The 15034-nt window shown below is 65.4% G+C and carries 17 protein-coding genes; 4 read left to right on the top strand and 13 right to left on the bottom strand.

All coding sequences use genetic code 11. The annotated features are described in order from the left end of the window. Positions 1 to 36: 36 nt before the first annotated feature. The 13 genes from HGQ17_RS07800 to HGQ17_RS07740 form a co-directional block, all read right to left on the bottom strand. On the bottom strand, positions 37 to 663 hold the full coding sequence (locus HGQ17_RS07800; RefSeq protein WP_211090529.1) for a TMEM165/GDT1 family protein: 627 nt from the start codon (positions 661 to 663) through the stop codon (positions 37 to 39). Between the two features lie 14 nt (positions 664 to 677). Beyond that, positions 678 to 1256 (bottom strand): Chromate resistance protein ChrB, encoded by a 579-nt coding sequence (locus tag HGQ17_RS07795; protein WP_168887390.1) that lies wholly within the window; start codon positions 1254 to 1256, stop codon positions 678 to 680. Next, on the bottom strand, positions 1253 to 2398 hold the full coding sequence (gene pqqE, locus HGQ17_RS07790) for a pyrroloquinoline quinone biosynthesis protein PqqE (protein ID WP_211090528.1): 1146 nt from the start codon (positions 2396 to 2398) through the stop codon (positions 1253 to 1255). The genes HGQ17_RS07795 and pqqE overlap by 4 nt, the downstream gene beginning before the upstream one ends. Further along, positions 2391 to 2678, bottom strand: coding sequence for a pyrroloquinoline quinone biosynthesis peptide chaperone PqqD (gene pqqD / locus HGQ17_RS07785; RefSeq protein WP_168887389.1), 288 nt, complete (start codon positions 2676 to 2678; stop codon positions 2391 to 2393). Before pqqD ends, pqqE begins: the two co-directional genes overlap by 8 nt. After that, positions 2665 to 3387: a pyrroloquinoline-quinone synthase PqqC gene (pqqC, locus tag HGQ17_RS07780; protein WP_168887388.1), complete on the bottom strand. Its 723-nt coding sequence runs from the start codon at positions 3385 to 3387 to the stop codon at positions 2665 to 2667. Before pqqC ends, pqqD begins: the two co-directional genes overlap by 14 nt. Before the next feature lie 10 nt (positions 3388 to 3397). Then, positions 3398 to 4291 (bottom strand): pyrroloquinoline quinone biosynthesis protein PqqB, encoded by an 894-nt coding sequence (pqqB, locus tag HGQ17_RS07775; RefSeq protein ID WP_168887387.1) that lies wholly within the window; start codon positions 4289 to 4291, stop codon positions 3398 to 3400. 96 nt (positions 4292 to 4387) lie between these two features. Then, the gene (gene pqqA, locus HGQ17_RS07770; RefSeq protein WP_168887386.1) at positions 4388 to 4483 is read right to left on the bottom strand and encodes a pyrroloquinoline quinone precursor peptide PqqA; all 96 of its coding nucleotides are present in this window, start codon (positions 4481 to 4483) and stop codon (positions 4388 to 4390) included. A gap of 17 nt (positions 4484 to 4500) precedes the next feature. After that, entirely contained in the window at positions 4501 to 6183 is a 1683-nt protein-coding gene (locus tag HGQ17_RS07765; protein WP_168887385.1) for a PQQ-dependent dehydrogenase, methanol/ethanol family, read from the bottom strand. Beyond that, positions 6180 to 6659, bottom strand: a complete 480-nt coding sequence (locus tag HGQ17_RS07760) for an MSMEG_3727 family PQQ-associated protein (protein ID WP_168887384.1) — start codon at positions 6657 to 6659, stop codon at positions 6180 to 6182. The genes HGQ17_RS07765 and HGQ17_RS07760 overlap by 4 nt, the downstream gene beginning before the upstream one ends. Positions 6660 to 6860: 201 nt before the next feature. Next, a complete protein-coding gene (katG, locus tag HGQ17_RS07755; RefSeq protein WP_168887383.1) occupies positions 6861 to 9068 on the bottom strand; it encodes a catalase/peroxidase HPI in 2208 nt (735 codons plus the stop codon). A 24-nt stretch (positions 9069 to 9092) separates the two neighbouring features. Then, entirely contained in the window at positions 9093 to 10505 is a 1413-nt protein-coding gene (locus HGQ17_RS07750) for a DNA-binding protein (protein ID WP_168887382.1), read from the bottom strand. A 128-nt stretch (positions 10506 to 10633) separates the two neighbouring features. Beyond that, positions 10634 to 11176, bottom strand: a complete 543-nt coding sequence (locus HGQ17_RS07745) for a hypothetical protein (protein ID WP_168887381.1) — start codon at positions 11174 to 11176, stop codon at positions 10634 to 10636. Between the two features lie 61 nt (positions 11177 to 11237). Continuing rightward, on the bottom strand, positions 11238 to 12092 hold the full coding sequence (locus HGQ17_RS07740; protein WP_168887380.1) for a sulfurtransferase: 855 nt from the start codon (positions 12090 to 12092) through the stop codon (positions 11238 to 11240). Positions 12093 to 12272: 180 nt separating this feature from the next. Between HGQ17_RS07740 and HGQ17_RS07735 the strand changes: the two genes are divergently transcribed. From HGQ17_RS07735 to HGQ17_RS07720, 4 genes are all read left to right on the top strand, one after another. Continuing rightward, positions 12273 to 12614, top strand: coding sequence for a carboxymuconolactone decarboxylase family protein (locus tag HGQ17_RS07735; protein WP_168887379.1), 342 nt, complete (start codon positions 12273 to 12275; stop codon positions 12612 to 12614). A 149-nt stretch (positions 12615 to 12763) separates the two neighbouring features. Beyond that, complete coding sequence (locus tag HGQ17_RS07730; RefSeq protein WP_168887378.1) at positions 12764 to 13360, top strand: helix-turn-helix domain-containing protein; 597 nt, start codon at positions 12764 to 12766, stop codon at positions 13358 to 13360. Continuing rightward, entirely contained in the window at positions 13357 to 14094 is a 738-nt protein-coding gene (locus tag HGQ17_RS07725) for a B3/B4 domain-containing protein (RefSeq protein WP_168887377.1), read from the top strand. The genes HGQ17_RS07730 and HGQ17_RS07725 overlap by 4 nt, the downstream gene beginning before the upstream one ends. Next, on the top strand, positions 14091 to 14993 hold the full coding sequence (locus HGQ17_RS07720; RefSeq protein WP_324615219.1) for an EamA family transporter: 903 nt from the start codon (positions 14091 to 14093) through the stop codon (positions 14991 to 14993). The genes HGQ17_RS07725 and HGQ17_RS07720 overlap by 4 nt, the downstream gene beginning before the upstream one ends. Positions 14994 to 15034: the final 41 nt, after the last annotated feature.

The following is a 15034-nucleotide window of genomic DNA, read 5'->3' as shown; positions in this document are numbered from 1 at the left end:
CCAACAACGACGGTCACCAATGAGAAATAACGGCGGTTAGATGACTCCTGTATCGGTCAGGACATCCCAGGCGACTCCGGCGGCCAGCAGGAGGCAGAGGACGGCTCCGAGGTAGAAGACGATATGGATTTTGATCAGCTTCAGAAAAGCTTGACCTGCGGTGACTGCGAGCGCGGCGACGATCAGCAGGGCCAGCAGTGAGCCACTGAAGACCTCGATGGGAGCCTCGTAGCGGGCCACCAGGGAAATGATCAGCAGATGCGAGAGGTCGCCGAATTCAGCGAAGAGCAGCACCACAAAGGAGATGGCGATTACTTTGCCGCCGGTGGCTGGTTTTGCTTTGGCCGATACCTTCTGCTCGGCCTCGGCTAATTCCTCGGCTTCGGCGTCGTCGTCGGTTTGGTGTTCTCGGGCTTCGCGGAAGAGCATCACCGCCCCGATGATGAACAGACAGCCGACGATGATGAGCATGGGGGTCCGCGGCAGCAGGGTCGCGACTGTGCCCAGGGCCACGGCCACACCGGTCTGGATGGTGAAGGCCGCTGCGGCCCCGATCCAGACCAGCAGTGCCCGGTAGCGGGTGGCCAGCACCAGGATGGCCAGGAAGGTGGCATCGGGCATCTCGACCAGGAAGACAGTTCCCAGGCTCGAGAGGAGGGCCACTAAGTCCATGGTGCTCAGCGGGTGCCCGTTGAGAGCGCGGTATGCCCCTCCAGTTCTGCGGCGTAGACGTGTTCGGCGAATTCGTTCAGTGCGCTCACGCAGTCTTGGACCGCCTGCCGGGCCTCGGCGCCGCGGGCGGCTTCCAGGGTGTCGCGTTCATCGATTTTGTCCAGCCAGGCGCTGAGTTTCACCAGATCCTCCTCGTTCTCCTCGAGTTCGGCATAGGTGAATTTCTGCGCCTGGGTCTCCTTGGCCAGTTCTGCGTGGAAGTCCTCGCAGCGGCCCAGGAGTTCGGCGTATTCGGCGTCCCGGGCGGTGTTGAAGGAGGCGACGATCTGCTCTGCCCCGACCAGGGTTTCGGCATGGAGCAGTTGGCCGGACCCGCCCATATCCTCAACCTCGGCGCGGAGTTTGCGCATCACCCGCTCGGCGGTGGGTGAATGGGGCAGGGCGGCCACGGAGTTGGCGAGGTAGACCGCCCCGGCGGATTTCAGTCTTCGCCAGACCATGGCTCGCAGTCGGGAGGGTTCGCTGGGGACCCGGTAGATCAGCAGCAGCCAGCTGGGGGTTTTCGCAGAGTCCTGTGGTGTCATGATCGCCGTCCTGGGTTGGGCCGTGGGATCAGTTCCCCCGGTTGGGGCCGGGTGGGGTCATTGGCTGCCTCCACTGCCCCGGTGACCAGTTCGTGGTCCGGGGAGAGGTGGCAGACCGGATCGGTGCGGGCGGCATCGCCGGTCAGGGCGAAGGCCTGGCAGCGGCAGCCGCCGAAGTCGATCTCTTTGCGGGGGCAGCTGGAGCAGGGTTCGGGCATCCAGTCGGTTCCGCGGAAGAGGTTGAAGACCGGGGAGGATTCCCAGATCCACTGCAGGGAGTGTTCCCGGACGGTGACTGGGTCCAGGCCGTGGCCGCGGATGACCTCATGGGCGGTGGGGCAGGGAAGCGCCTCACCGGTGGGGATGATGGTGAACTGGCGGCGGGCCCAGCCGTCCATACAGGGTTTGGGGTAGCTGCTGTAGTAGTCGGGGATCACGTAGATGATCTCCATACTGGTGCCCAGGCGTTCCTTGGCCTCGCGGACCACCGTTTCGGCCTCGGCCAGCTGTTCGCGGGTGGGCATCAGCTGGCTGCGGTTGAGTCCGGCCCAGCCGTAGTACTGGGTATTGGCCAGTTCCACACGGTCAGCCCCCATCCGGTGGGCCATCTCCAGGATGCCGCCGATGCGGTCGATGTTCTGCCGGTGCAGTACGACGTTCAGGGTCATCGGCCAGTCCAGTTCCTGGACCAGTTCGGCCACCTCCTGTTTGCGCTCAAAGGAGGTGGTGCCGGCGATTTTGTCGGAGAGGGTCTGCTCATCGGCCTGGATGCTCAGTTGGACGTGGTCCAGTCCGGCCTCGCGCAGCGCCTCGGCTCGTCGGCGGTTAAATCCGAGTCCGCTGGTGATGAGGTTGGTGTACATCCCGAGGTCATGGGCGGTGCCGACCAGTTCGGTGATGTCCTTGCGCAGCATGGGCTCCCCGCCGGAGAGGTGCAGCTGCAGGACCCCGAGGTCGGCTGCTTCGGCGAAGACCCGCTGCCATTCCTCGGTGGTGAGTTCATTGCGGTAGCGCTCCATCTCCACCGGATTGGAGCAGTAGCCGCAGTGCAGCGGACAGGCGTAGGTCAGTTCAGCCAGCACTCCGAAGGGCTGTTCCAGCTCGGTGGGGGCGGCTGCCGGGGCGACGGCGGTGTCAGTCATCGGTTACCTCGATTCCGCGTCGGTTGATGAGTTCTGCCAGGAAACTGTTGATCTCCTCGGTTTTGGCCTCTCCGTACTGTTGGGCCAGCTGGTCCTGGATCTCGGCGATGCTGCGGCTGCCGTCGCAGAGTTCGAGGATCTCCGCCCCGGTGGGGTTGAGCACCAGGATCGCCTCCGGGGAGAGCAGCACATGCTGGTTGCGGGAGGCGTCGAAGCGCATCCGCACTCCGGAGCGGAGCCGGGGTCTGGCCGTGGGGTTGAGTGATTCAGCGGGGGCCATAGGCCTGGTCGATAGCATCGAGCTGACTCCAGAGAACATCGCATTTGAAGGACAGGGCAGAGATGGCCGCCGCCTGGCTTTCGGCGGTGGTGCAGTATTCGCGAACGATCTCCAGACCGTGTTCGGAATCGCGGGGCGCCTGGTCGATCCTCGCGCGGAAATAGGCCAGGGCGGCGGGGTCGATCCAGGTGTAGTGGCACTCGAAGGCCTCGAGCCGTTTGGCCATCAGATTCGGTGCGAAGAGTTCGGTCAGTGAGGAGGCCACTGCCTCCACCCAGCCGCGGGTGCGGGTGAAGGTGACATAGGCGTCGACGGCGAAGCGGACCCCGGGTAGCAGATGCTGATGTGCGGTCAGCTTCTCCCGGTGCAGGCCCACGGCCTCACCGAGGCGGATCCAGTTTTCGATACCGCCCTCACCGGGGTGGGTGCCGTCGTGGTCGGTGATGCGGCGCACCCAGCGGCGGCGGATCTCCGGGTGGGGGCAGCTGCTGAGGATCGCGGCGTCTTTCCGCGGGATATTGACCTGGTAGTAGAAGCGGTTGGCCACCCAGCCGCGGATCTCCTCCGGGGTGGATTCGCCCCGGTTCATCCGCAGGTGGAAGGGGTGCTGGTGGTGGTAGCTCTGCACATGTTCGCGCAGGGCGGCTTCGAGGTCGTCTGGGGAGAGCACGCCGTGGGTGTCCTGCGGGGTGGGTGCGGTCAGGGTCATAGTGCTCTCCTCAGATCTGCAGTTCCATCCCGTCTGCTGCCACCTTCATGCCGTGGCGGGTGAGGGCCTCCCGTTCCGGGGAGTCCTCCAGCAGGATGGGGTTGGTGTTGTTGATGTGGATGTAGATCTTGTGCTCGATGGGCAGTGGGGCCAGCCGCTGAAGGCTGCCGTGCTCTCCGCTGATGGGCATATGGCCCATATCCCGGGAGGTCTTGGCGGCTAGGCCGAGACTGGGCATTTCGTCATCGGTCCAGCAGGTGCCGTCGATCAGCAGTCCGGTTGCCCCTTCCAGTTCCAGCATGAGCTCGTCAGTGAGCTCTTGGACCCCGGGGAGGTAGACCAGGGATTTGCCGGTGCGGCTGTCGGTGATCCGGTAGCCGATCACCCGGCCATATTCCTCGGCCCCGGGGAAGCGCATGGTCTTCTGGGTGGGGACGTTAAAGGCCCGGTAGGTGAGGTGTTCACCCAGGGGTACTTCATTGCCGGGGATCACCTGTCGCCACTCCACCGGGCAGTAGGCCTCGAGGGTGCGTAGGACCCCGGTGCCGCTGGTGAGGGTTTCTTGGATGGATTCGGTGCCGTGGATCTGGAGTCCGCGGCCTTCGCGCATCAGCAGCAGCCCGAGGGTGTGGTCGAGTTCGGCGTCGGTGAGCAGTACAGCTTTGAGCCGGACCACTCGGCCTTCATCGGGGTGCAGGGCCTCGAAGGACTCGATCTGGGATTGGATATCCGGTGAGGCGTTGAGCAGGTACCAGGCTTCTCTGTCGGGGCTGACCGCAATAGATGACTGGCTGCGGGCGGTGGCGGGTCGGGATCCGGTCCTTACGGCCCGGCAACTGGGGCATACGCAGTTCCACTGAGGGAATCCGCCGCCGGCTGCTGAACCCAGTACTCGTACCCACACGGATAGTTCTCCCCTCTGTGGCGGTTGGTTGAGTGGACTGAAAGACGGGGGCGCAGGTCATCAGTGCCCCTGCACCCCCGTTTCAGCTTTTTGGGATCAGTCCTCCATGGTCGCCACGTAGGCGGTCACTTCGGCCGATACGCGGACCTCGGTGACAGTGGGGGTCTCCCAGGTCTTCTGAGGCTTCTCCATCTGTTTCTCCTTTCTCCTTAGTCCGGCAGGGCGAAGGCGATCAACGCACTGCCATGGCCGGCTCCGAGCATCCCGGGGATGATGCCCTCGAGCCATCCACCCCAGCCCACCGGCACCACGATGTATTGTTTGCCGTTGACCGAGTAGGTTGAGGGGCTGCTGTGGTGCCCGCTGCCACATTGGAATTCCCACAGCTTCTCGCCCGTCTCGGCATGTAGGGCCAGATACTCCCCGGTCGGGGTGCCGGCGAAGACCAGATTGCCGGCGGTGGTCAATATTGAGGCCGCCATGGGGTAGTCCAGCCGGTGGCGCCATTTCTCCTCTCCATGGGAGTCGAAGGCGCTGACCGAACCGGCCATATCGTCGATATCGACCTGCACGGCTGCTCCCCAGTAGGGCATTCCTTCCCGGAATTCACGACGACGGCGGGTGGCCGTGGCTCCCACATCCGCTACCGGGACGTAGAAGAGGTCGTGTTCTGGGTGGTAGGCCGCATGGGTCCATTCCTTCGCCCCAGCTGGGCCGGGGTAGAAGTGGACGGGATCGCCCTCCTTCTCCGGGTATTTCCTGGGGGTGACCTTGCCGTCGCGGGAGATCACGCCCCAGTCGATGCGGTCGACGAAGGGGGTGACATGCTGCAGTTCCCCATTGGTGCGGTCCAGGACGAAGAAGTACCCGTTCTTATCGAAGTGGCCCAGCAGTTTCTTGCCGTCGCGTTCGAAGAGGGTCATCTCCATGGTGGAGTCGTAGTCCCAGAGGTCATGTGGGGTGAACTGGTAGTGCCATTTGATCTCGCCGGTATCGACATCGAGGGCGACCACACTGTCGGTGTAGAGGTTGTCGCCTTCGCGGACTTCGCCGTCGAAATCTGGTGCGGGGTTACCGGTTCCTGCGTAGTAGAGGTTCAGCTCGGGGTCATAGGTTCCGGTGCACCAGTGGTTACCGCCGCCGCGGGCCCAGGCTTCCCCATCATCGGGCCAGGTCTCGGAGCCTGGTTCACCGGGCTTGGGGACCATATAGGTCCGCCAGCGCTGTTCGCCGGTTTCGAGGTCCCAGCAGTCGACATGTCCGCGGACGCCGAACTCTCCACCGGCACTGCCGGTGATCAGGGTGTCTTTGACCACCGTCGGTGCCAGGGAGGCGCTTTCGCCTGCTCGGACATCGCCGATGGTGCGCTGGAAGATCTTCTCGCCATTGGTGGCATCGAGGCAGACCAGCTGGGCGTTGGGGGTTACGAAGTAGACCCGGCCATTGGCCACCGCGCAGCCGCGGTTGACGTTTCCGCAGCAGAGGGAGACATCGAAGGGTACGGCGTGTTTATACCGCCAGAGCTCTTCACCGGTCTCGGCGTTGAGACACCAGAACCAGCCGTCCCAGCCGGTGACGTACATGACGCCGTCGACCACCAGGGGGCAGGCCTCGAAGGCATAGGTGGAGGCACCGGCGATCTGGCCTGACATGCCGGCCTGGAAGATCCACGCGGGGCCTAGTTTCTTGACGTTTTCGGTGTTGATCTGGTCCAGCAGGCTGTAGCGCTGGCCGTCATAGGCACCGAAGTAGGTCATCCAGTTATTCGGTTCGTCCCGGGCGGTGAGCAGCCGTTCGTAGTCGACATTGCTGGTTTTCGGGGCTGTGCCGGAGACATTGCTGAGGGCACCGTGGTTGATGGCCTCGCCGGCATCGACATATTCGAGTGTCATGAGTTGTCCTCCTTGGTGGGGCGGGGCTGCTCGGGCCGGTCTAGCCGAGCCTCGGGCGGCACTTCACCCTGGACGACGATGGCTGCGGTGAGCCCGCGGCCTTCGTCATTTCCGCCCGGGGAGCTGTACCAGTAGTAGCCGGGGCCGTCGAGGGTGAGTGTGGCCTTGCCTTTGGAGTGGTTCAGCAGCCATAGGAACTTCTGGTCCCCGTTGCTGGGCAGTAGGCAGGCGTGAGTGTTCTTGTCATCGTTGATGACGGTGAGTTCGATTTCGCCGCCGCGTGGCATAACCAGCACGGCCGGATCCCAACTCATCGAATCTTCCCTGATCCGAATGGTGGCCTCCATAGTGCCGTCATCGCGGACGGTGGCCTCGGCGATCGACCCGGTGCCCAGCACCTGACCGATCGTTGCTGCATTCTGTTGGTCCAGTCCGAGGTCTCGGACTAGGTCAGTTGGTACGTCCGACATGGTCATCGGACATCGCCTCCTTGAGTGTGTTTTTTCCTGGGTGCGCCTTCGAATTGCCCCTAACGCTAGGCACTTGGAGAGGCTGCCAACAGGGCCCACCGTCCAGCTCGTTTTGGGTGCCGTTCACCCTCGCAATAGGACCGCTCACCGTGACGCAGGTCACACTCTGGTCTGTGACGGGGAACGACGACGGCGGCGTGACAGCCGTTAGAGACCCAGCGTCATGACTTTGTGCCAGGCGGCGGCGAAGTCCTGGACGAAGCGTTCTTCGGCGTCGTCGTAGGCGTAGTCCTCGGCGAGAGTTCGCAGGCCGCGGTGGCTGGTGAACAGTAGGTCGACCCGGCTGGCGGTCCAGATGACCTCGGCGGTTCTGCCGCAGATGCCGTGGTAGTCGGCCGGGGAGTTCTCCGGGGCGGGTTCCCAGTAGACATCGGGGTCGAGGAGGTTGCTGAAGAAGGCGTTGGTCAGCCGGCCCGGGGCGTGGGTCAGGACCCCGTGTGGGAGGTCCCGGTAGGTGGCTCCGAGCACGCGCATCCCGCCGATGAGTGCAGTGAGTTCGGCGGCGTCGAGGCAGAGCTGTTGGGCCTGATCGATCAGCTGGTATTCCACCGGCAGGGCTTCGGTGGCCTGCTCCTGTCGTTCGGGGTAGTTGCGGAATCCATCGGCACTGGGTTCCAGCACCGCGGCCCATAGGGGGTCCGTGTTGTGGGGGTCGTCCTCGGTGAGGTCGGTGCGGCCGGGCTGGAAGCGCACCGGGATCTGGTGGCCGGCCTCGGCGGCTGCGGCTTCGATGGCGGCGTAGCCACCGATGACAATGAGGTCTGCCATCGAGAGGTTCTGGGCCCCGTCCACTGTGCCGCGGAGGGTCTGCAGGAGATCCTCGAGGACGGCGAGTACTGCCTTGAGCTCCTCGGGGTTATTGACCTCCCAGTCGCATTGGGGGCTCAGGCGCAGTCGTGCCCCATTGGTGCCGCCGCGGCGGTCGCTGTGCCGGTAGGTGGCTGCTGCCGCCCAGGCGGTGCGGACCAGTTGGGCGCGGGTGAGCCCGCAGTCGAGGAGCCGCTGGCTGATCTCGCTGATGGCATCCTCAGGGAGCGCCTGGCCCTCGGGGTTGTAGTCGGGTTCCTGCCAGTCCAGGGGTTTCGCCGGTGCCAGCCGGCCGCGGTACTGGTGGCGGGGGCCCATATCGATATGGGTGAGTTTGAACCAGGCGCGGGCGAAGCTGTCGGCGAATTCTGCTGGGTGGTGCAGGAACCGGTGGGCGATCTCCCGGTAGTCGGGGTCCTCGGCCAGGGCGAGGTCCGTGGTGAGCATGGTGGGGTGGTGGGTGGTCTCGGGGTCGAAGGGATCGGGGACTGTCCCGGTTCCCTCCCCGTTGCTGGGCACCCATTGCCATTGGCCGGCGGGGCTGAGTTCCACATCCCATTCGTAGCCGAAGAGGGTCTCGAGGAAGCTGTTGTCCCATTGGGTGGGGGTTTTGGTCCAGATGCCTTCGAGTCCGGTGCCCACGGCGTCGTGCCCTTTTCCGCAGCCGTGGGTGCACTGCCAGCCCAGGCCTTGGGCCTCCATGGGGGCTGCCTCGGGTTCTGGGCCTAGGGATTCGACGGGATCGGCTTTGCCGTGGGTTTTGCCGAAGGTGTGCCCGCCGGCGATCAGGGCCACGGTCTCCTCGTCGTTCATGCCCATCCGGGCGAAGGTCTGCCGGATCTCCTTGGCTGCGGCGATTGGATCGGGCTGGGTTCCCGGCCCCTGGGGGTCGACATAGATCAGCCCCATTTCGCTGGCGGCCAGGGGTTCGTCGAGCTCCCGGACTCCGCTGTGCCGCTGGTCTGTGAGCATGGTCTTCTCCGGTCCCCAGTAGGTCTCATCGGGGCCCCAGGCGTCGATGCGTCCGCCGGCGAAGCCGAAGGTGGCAAAGCCCATGGATTCCAGGGCTCGGTTGCCGGCGAAGACCATGAGATCGGCCCAGGAGAGCCGGCGGCCGTATTTCTGTTTCACCGGCCAGAGCAGCCGGCGGGCTTTGTCGAGGTTGCGGTTATCCGGCCAGCTGTTCAGGGGCGGGAAGCGCTGCATACCCCCATTGGCGCCTCCGCGGCCATCGCCGATCCGGTAGGTGCCGGCACAGTGCCAGGCCATCCGCAGGATCAGTGGCCCGTAGTGGCCGTAGTCGGCCGGCCACCAGTCCTGGGAGGTGGTCAGGATGTCGTCGATATCGGCGGCGAGTTCCTCGAGGTCGATGGTCTCGAAGGCCGCCGGGTAGTCGAAGTCCTGCTCAAAGGGGCTGGTCCCGCCCAGGGGCTGCTGCAGGATGGTGAGGTCCAGGCGCACTCCGACGGGGGTCTCTGTGGTGTCCCGCCGGGCGTTCAGGGCCTGGTCGTAGGTCTTGTCGATATAGGCATCGGGGTTCTGGGCCATCTGGTGTCCTCCAACCTGGTTCCCCTATATCCCCAGGGCCTGGCGGACCGCGCGGGTGTTGCGGCGGGAGACGGGGACCATTGTGGCTTTGGGGTCGTCCATGACGAGGAACAGTTCGCCTTTATCGCGCCGTTCGACTTCCTGGACCCGGTTGAGGTTGACCACATACCGGCGGTGCACGCGCAGGAAGCCGAGGGCGCTGAGTTCGTAGTCGAGTTTGTCGAGGCTGGTGGCTGCGGCTTGGAGTCGCCCCTGGTCAGTGGTGAGCCAGACGTCGTTTCCTTCGGTTTCGGCCAGCATCACTGACTCTCCGGGCATCAGGACCATGCGGTTTTCGCGTTGGCCGATCACCCGGTGTGGTTGACCGCCGTTGCCGCCGGCGGCTGGTGGGGTTGCGGCGGGGCGTGGGGCTTCTCCGGGGAGCTGTTCGTCGTCGGACTCTGTGAAGGTCACCAGGTGGCCCACCAGATTGCCGTATTGGAAGACCGGGCGGATGCAGACCGGGGTGGGGTCATCGGCGAGGTGGGTGCAGATCTGGGTGGAGCCGGCCCAGTCGGGATCGTGGCCGGCGCGTTCGGTGGCGTATTTGGCCGCGCGGATGAGTTCGGGCAGCTGGGGATTCCAGCGCACTGCGGGGTCCACGGCGGCGGCCTCTGCGGGTACCCCCAGCAGGACGGCGGCGGCCTCATCGGCGACGACGACGCGGCCTGCGGTGTCTACTGCTGCCAGTGGGGCGGGGGTGTGGCTGCGTTCGTGGTGGAAGACGGCGAGCAGTTCGGCCCCGCCGTCGCGGGCTCGGGTGCGCAGCATGCTCTGGGTGTGGGTGGTGACATTGCGCAGCCAGGTGGTGGTGGAGGCGGGCAGTTCGCGGCGCCAGCAGGAGATGTTCAGCACTGCGATAGGCGCTTTGGTGACGGCATCGCGGACGGCGGCGGCTGCGCAGGACCAGTCGTGGAAGGCCTGGCACCAGTGTTCTTGACGACGGACGACGACGGCGCGGGGGTTCTCCAATGCGGTGCCCATGCCATTGGTGCCCACGGCTCGTTCTGACCAGCAGCGCCAGGGGGCCAGTCCGGCCTCTGCGCCCATCCGGTGGGTTTCTTTATCGCCCCATTCGGAGAGGATCCGGCCGTTGGCATCGGCGATGGTGATGACCCCACTGAGTCCGGCGACCTCGTTGACCATGGCCGCTGCCCGGAAGCCGAGTTCGGAGAAGACGACATCGTGTTCAAGGGAGTGGGTGACATCGCTGACTGCGGCTGGGGCTTCGGCTAGGAAGGGGTCTACTTGGTATTGGTCGCGGCTGCGCTGCCAGGAGAGGGCGACCTCGGGGCGGACGCCGCTGATCTCGTTCTCACCTCGCACAAAGCGTTCCCAGGCGCCGTAGATCGCCTCCTCCTTCTCCGGAGGGGTTGGTAGTAGGTGAGAAGTGGTCATCTTTGGGCCGCCTCTGCATCATTTGGGTGCCTTAAGAGTGGCACAGGTCACGTTTTATGACAACAGTGTTAACGCAGAGGTGCCCCGGCAAAAGGTGTTGTCACACCGGGGAGAGGCCCTGGGAAGGGCTAGATGGCGGCGATGATCCCGATGATGAAGAAGAGGAAAATCCACCAGCCGGAGAAGGCCCAGACGGTGGCGATGACACCCAGGACCATAGGGGCTGCGGAGTCGTAGCCCATGCTGCGGGCTTTGGCGGCCTGCCAGATGGCCATCGGCCCGAGGATGAACCCGAAGACGAAGAGCCCGACGATACCCAGGACCAGGGCGGTATTGGCGTGTTCGCGGGCTCGGCGTTCGCGTTCGAAGGCCATGGCCTCGAGGCTGTCGACACCGGGGGTATAGGAAGGGTGGCCCGGCCCGTAGGGGTTGGCGTAGGAATCCTCGTAGCCACTGCCGTAGCGGGGGCGGTCATAGGCCGGGGATGGCCGGAAGTTGGCGTGGCCGCGGCCGTGGCTGGGACCGATGCCGTAGCCGCCGGCTTCAGCGGCAGTGCGCGGGCGCGAGGTAGGCCCGCCGGGTGCGAGGGCTTCTGGGGAGCCTGCTTCGGAGGCCCCGGTATTCGGGACCCCGGTGTACCAGCTGGGCCGGTCGTGGCGCTCATCGGTCATGGCCCCATTGTGGCCAAGAATCCTGACAATGTCATGGCCGCCCTCCGGCGATTGTGGATAACTATTCGCCGGAGGCTACGGGGCGGTCCTGGTGGTTGGACCATTCGCTGAAGGACCCGGGGTAGAGCACGGCGTCGAAGCCGGCCAGTTCCAGGGCGAGGGTTGAATGAGATGCGGTGATCCCGGAACCGCAGTAGCTGGCCACCGGTTTCTCAGGGTCGACCCCAAGGCTGAGGAAACGTTCCCGCAGCTGCTCCGGGGAGAGGAACCTGCCCTGATCGTCCACATTGCCGCCGGTGGGGGCGTTGACCGCACCGGGGATATGTCCTGCCTTGGGGTCCATGGGCTCATGTTCTCCGCGGTAGCGTTCCGGTGCCCGCACATCCAGCAGGGTCCCCTGTTCGGGGAAGGCGGCGGCATCGTCGATATTTATCCGCCGGGCATAGCCCTCACCGATGCTGATGGCACCCGTCTCCGGGGTGACCTCCCCGGTTTCTAATGCGTAGCCGGCAGCTTTCCAGCCGGTCAGGGCGCCGTCGAGGACTCGGATATCCAGGCCGGGGCCATCATCGGGATTCTGTGCATGTTTCAGCAGCCACCAAGCCCGGGCGGCGGCAGTGTTGTTGACATCGTCGTAGACCACCACAGTGTCCCCGGGGTTGATGCCCCAGCGGCGGGCGGCCTCCTGCAGGGTCTGTGCGCTGGGCAGGGGGTGGCGGCCTTCGGTGGCGGGTCGGCCGTGTTCAGCCAGCTCATGGTCGAGGTCCACATAGACCGCACCGGGGAGGTGGCCTTCGAGGTACTCGGGGTGACCGTCGGGGCGGTCCAGCCGCCAGCGCACATCGAGGATGCGCAGGCTGGTGGGATCGGTGTCGATGAGCTCGCGCAGCTGCTCCGGGCTGATCAGAGGTGACACGTGGGGTGGTCCTTTCCGGTGCGGTTCGGCGGCCTGCGGGTGGTCTTGGTCTGGGCACCATCATGCCGGTGATTGCCACAGGGGGAAATACTGCTGTCAGGAGTCTTGGCAGCCGCCCTAGAGTGAAACCTGACCCCACCCCTTGGGGCATCAGCACAACTCACCGATCAAAGGAGAACCATGGCTACCCCTTCTGAGGACTCCCGCGCATACGGCCGGATCTATAAGAAGCACACCCCGGATGTGAATAAGATCTGGGGTGAGCTCAACGGCGCAATCTTCTCCGAGGACCGCGAGGTGCCCCGGAAATACCTGGAGCTGATTGCCGTCGGCGTTGCTCTGACCACCCAGTGCGAGTTCTGCATTGAGGGCCACACCAAGGCCGCCGTAGATGCCGGGGCGACTGACGCCGAGCTGGCCGAGGCTTCCTGGGTTGCTGCGGCCCTGCGCGCAGGCGGCGCTTTCACCCACGGGCGGATTGCTTTCCAGGTGGCCGACCACCACCGGCACGCAGAAGACTGAGCTGCTCGACTTCATCCCGGCCAAAATGCATGGAGCTGTTGACTTTTCATAGGGCTATAGCTGTCTGCAAAGTCAACAGCTCAATGCAAAACCGTTTGGGCTGACCCCGGTGTTGCATCCTGCACCCCGGGATGCATTATGCTGCACTCATGGTGCAAAACGATGAGGCGTTGGCGCGGGCTATCGGCTCCCGGGTTCGGGAGCACCGCCAGGCCCGGGGCTGGACCCTGGAGCAGCTGGTAGAACATGCCGGGATCAGCCGACGGATGCTGATCAATGTGGAGCAGGCCTCGGCCAATCCCAGCATCAGCACCCTGCTGAAACTCAGTGAGGCCCTGGGTGTGGGACTGCCGGCCCTGGTCGAACCCCCGGCCCCCGAGGTCAAGCACACTCCCGCCGGTGAGGCCCCGGTGCTCTGGCGAGGTGAGCAGGGCGGCGAGGGAATTCTGGCGGCCCATACCCGGGCCCCCGGCGTCGTCGAACTATGGGACTGGCATCTGCAGCCCGGCGAGCGCCACTCCAGCACCGCCCATTCCACCGGGACCAAGGAGTTGCTGCATGTGCTGGCCGGGGCGCTGCGCATTGAGGTCGGCGAGCACGCCTATGATCTCGCCGCCGGGGATTCGCTGTCCTTCCCCGGGGATGCGCCGCATACCTACAGCAATCAGGGTGAGGAGCCGGTGCGGTTCGCCCTGACCGTCTACGAACCAGCCGCGACCCTCCAGCCGAAGGAGATGCACTCATGAGCCTGTCCCCCGCATTCGCCGATCTCCTGGCCTCGGCCACTGTTGAGGACAGTGTCTTTGAGCTGCGCCCGGATTACCGCGCCCTGCTGCTGGTTGCGGAGGGGATTGAGCCTGGTCCCAGTGGCTCCGCCAGTGAGCAGCTGCTGCAGGAGGCGGAGAACTCTGCCCGCCTGGCCCTGGCCGAACAGCCGGTGGGCGAGCTGCCGCATATCGCGGCCTGGCAGGAGGCTTTCCGTGCTTTCGGAGCGAAGCCGAAGAAGGTCCGCAATAGTGCTGAGGCCCTGATCCGCCGGGCCGAGCAGGGGCTGCCGCGGGTCAACCGGCTGACCGATATTTATAACGCGCTCTCGGTGATCCACCAGATTCCCCTGGGCGGGGAGGATCTGGCTGCCTACCGGGGTGCGCCGCGGCTACTGCGCGCCACCGGGGAGGAGCCCTTCGAGACCATGGCCGGCGGGGAGCCGATGGTGGATCACCCCAAACCCGGTGAGGTCATCTGGTGTGATGAGGCGGGGGTGACATGCCGGCGCTGGAACTGGCGGCAGGGCACCCGCACCCAGCTGACCGGGGAGACCACCGCGGCGCTGTTCATCTTCGACGCCCTGGACCCGTTGAGCACTGAGGAGGTGCAGACTGCCGCCGATGAGCTGGTGGAGCAGCTGGCGGCTTTCAGCCCGGGGCTGCGGAACCAGCGCCGGCTGCTGACCCACGACGACGCCGGGGCGGGCAAGTGATCGCCAAACACCTCACCCGGATTCCGGGGCCGCCGTGGATGCTGGCGATTGTGGCGATCTTCGCCGTGCAGCTGACCTCGGCGCTCTCGGTGCCGCTGATTGACGTGGTCGGCCCCGGTGGTGCGGCCTGGCTGCGGCTGAGCATCGGTGCGCTGTTCATGATTCTGCTGGCCCCTCCCCCGCTGCGGGCGATCCGCAAACGGGATGTGCCGGTGCTGCTGGCCCTGGGTGCCTGTATTGGGGCGATGAGTGTGGCCTTCCTGGCCGCCATCGAGCGGATCCCGCTGGGCACCGCGGTGGCCATTGAGTTCCTGGGCCCGCTGACTGTGGCCGCGCTGCGCAGCGGCAGCCTGGCCAAGATGGTCTGGCCGGTGCTGGCCCTGGGCGGGGTGGTGTTAGTGACTGAGCCCTGGGCCGGGGAGATCGACATGCTGGGTGTCGGTTTCGCCCTGCTGGCCGGGGTCGGCTGGGGCGGTTATATCGTGCTGCTGCAGTATTTGGGTGATCAGTTCGAGGGCTCCGGGATCCTCTCGATCACCCTGCCGATTGCCGCGGTGACCGCTGCCTTTTTCGGGATCCCCCAGGCCTCCGGGCAGATCACCCTGGAGGTGCTGGCCATCGCCGCCGGGCTCGCCCTGCTGGCTCCGGTGCTGCTGTTCATTCTGGAGTTGGCGGCCCTGCGCCGGATGACCGCCACGGCCTTCGGGACCCTGATGGCCCTGGAGCCGGCTGCGGCCCTGCTGCTGGGGCTGATCATCCTGACCCAGATGCCCACCCCGGTTCAGTGTGTGGGGATTGCCCTGGTAGTTCTGGCCGGGGCGGCGGCTCAGCGGGGCGGGCGCCGGGATCAGCCGCCGCTGGCCACCGGTCCGGTTCCGATTGTCAGTAATGACCGCTGAGTGCCCATCGGCACCGCGGAGCGATACCCTCATAGAGGTTC

Source organism: Nesterenkonia sedimenti (genome assembly GCF_012641515.1).
In the GTDB taxonomy this organism is placed as follows: domain Bacteria; phylum Actinomycetota; class Actinomycetes; order Actinomycetales; family Micrococcaceae; genus Nesterenkonia; species Nesterenkonia sedimenti.
The sequence above is the reverse complement of the archived record's forward strand: the minus strand, read 5'-3'. Positions and strand labels throughout refer to the sequence as shown.

Coding starts and splice junctions, on each gene's coding strand:
- HGQ17_RS07795 (WP_168887390.1), bottom strand. CDS start 1,256: ATGACACCACAGGACTCTGCGAAAACCCCCAGCTGGCTGCTGCTGATC.
- pqqE (WP_211090528.1), bottom strand. CDS start 2,398: ATGACTGACACCGCCGTCGCCCCGGCAGCCGCCCCCACCGAGCTGGAA.
- pqqD (WP_168887389.1), bottom strand. CDS start 2,678: ATGGCCCCCGCTGAATCACTCAACCCCACGGCCAGACCCCGGCTCCGC.
- pqqC (WP_168887388.1), bottom strand. CDS start 3,387: ATGACCCTGACCGCACCCACCCCGCAGGACACCCACGGCGTGCTCTCC.
- pqqA (WP_168887386.1), bottom strand. CDS start 4,483: ATGGAGAAGCCTCAGAAGACCTGGGAGACCCCCACTGTCACCGAGGTC.
- HGQ17_RS07765 (WP_168887385.1), bottom strand. CDS start 6,183: ATGACACTCGAATATGTCGATGCCGGCGAGGCCATCAACCACGGTGCC.
- HGQ17_RS07760 (WP_168887384.1), bottom strand. CDS start 6,659: ATGACCATGTCGGACGTACCAACTGACCTAGTCCGAGACCTCGGACTG.
- katG (WP_168887383.1), bottom strand. CDS start 9,068: ATGGCCCAGAACCCCGATGCCTATATCGACAAGACCTACGACCAGGCC.
- HGQ17_RS07750 (WP_168887382.1), bottom strand. CDS start 10,505: ATGACCACTTCTCACCTACTACCAACCCCTCCGGAGAAGGAGGAGGCG.
- HGQ17_RS07745 (WP_168887381.1), bottom strand. CDS start 11,176: ATGACCGATGAGCGCCACGACCGGCCCAGCTGGTACACCGGGGTCCCG.
- HGQ17_RS07735 (WP_168887379.1), top strand. CDS start 12,273: ATGGCTACCCCTTCTGAGGACTCCCGCGCATACGGCCGGATCTATAAG.
- HGQ17_RS07730 (WP_168887378.1), top strand. CDS start 12,764: ATGGTGCAAAACGATGAGGCGTTGGCGCGGGCTATCGGCTCCCGGGTT.
- HGQ17_RS07725 (WP_168887377.1), top strand. CDS start 13,357: ATGAGCCTGTCCCCCGCATTCGCCGATCTCCTGGCCTCGGCCACTGTT.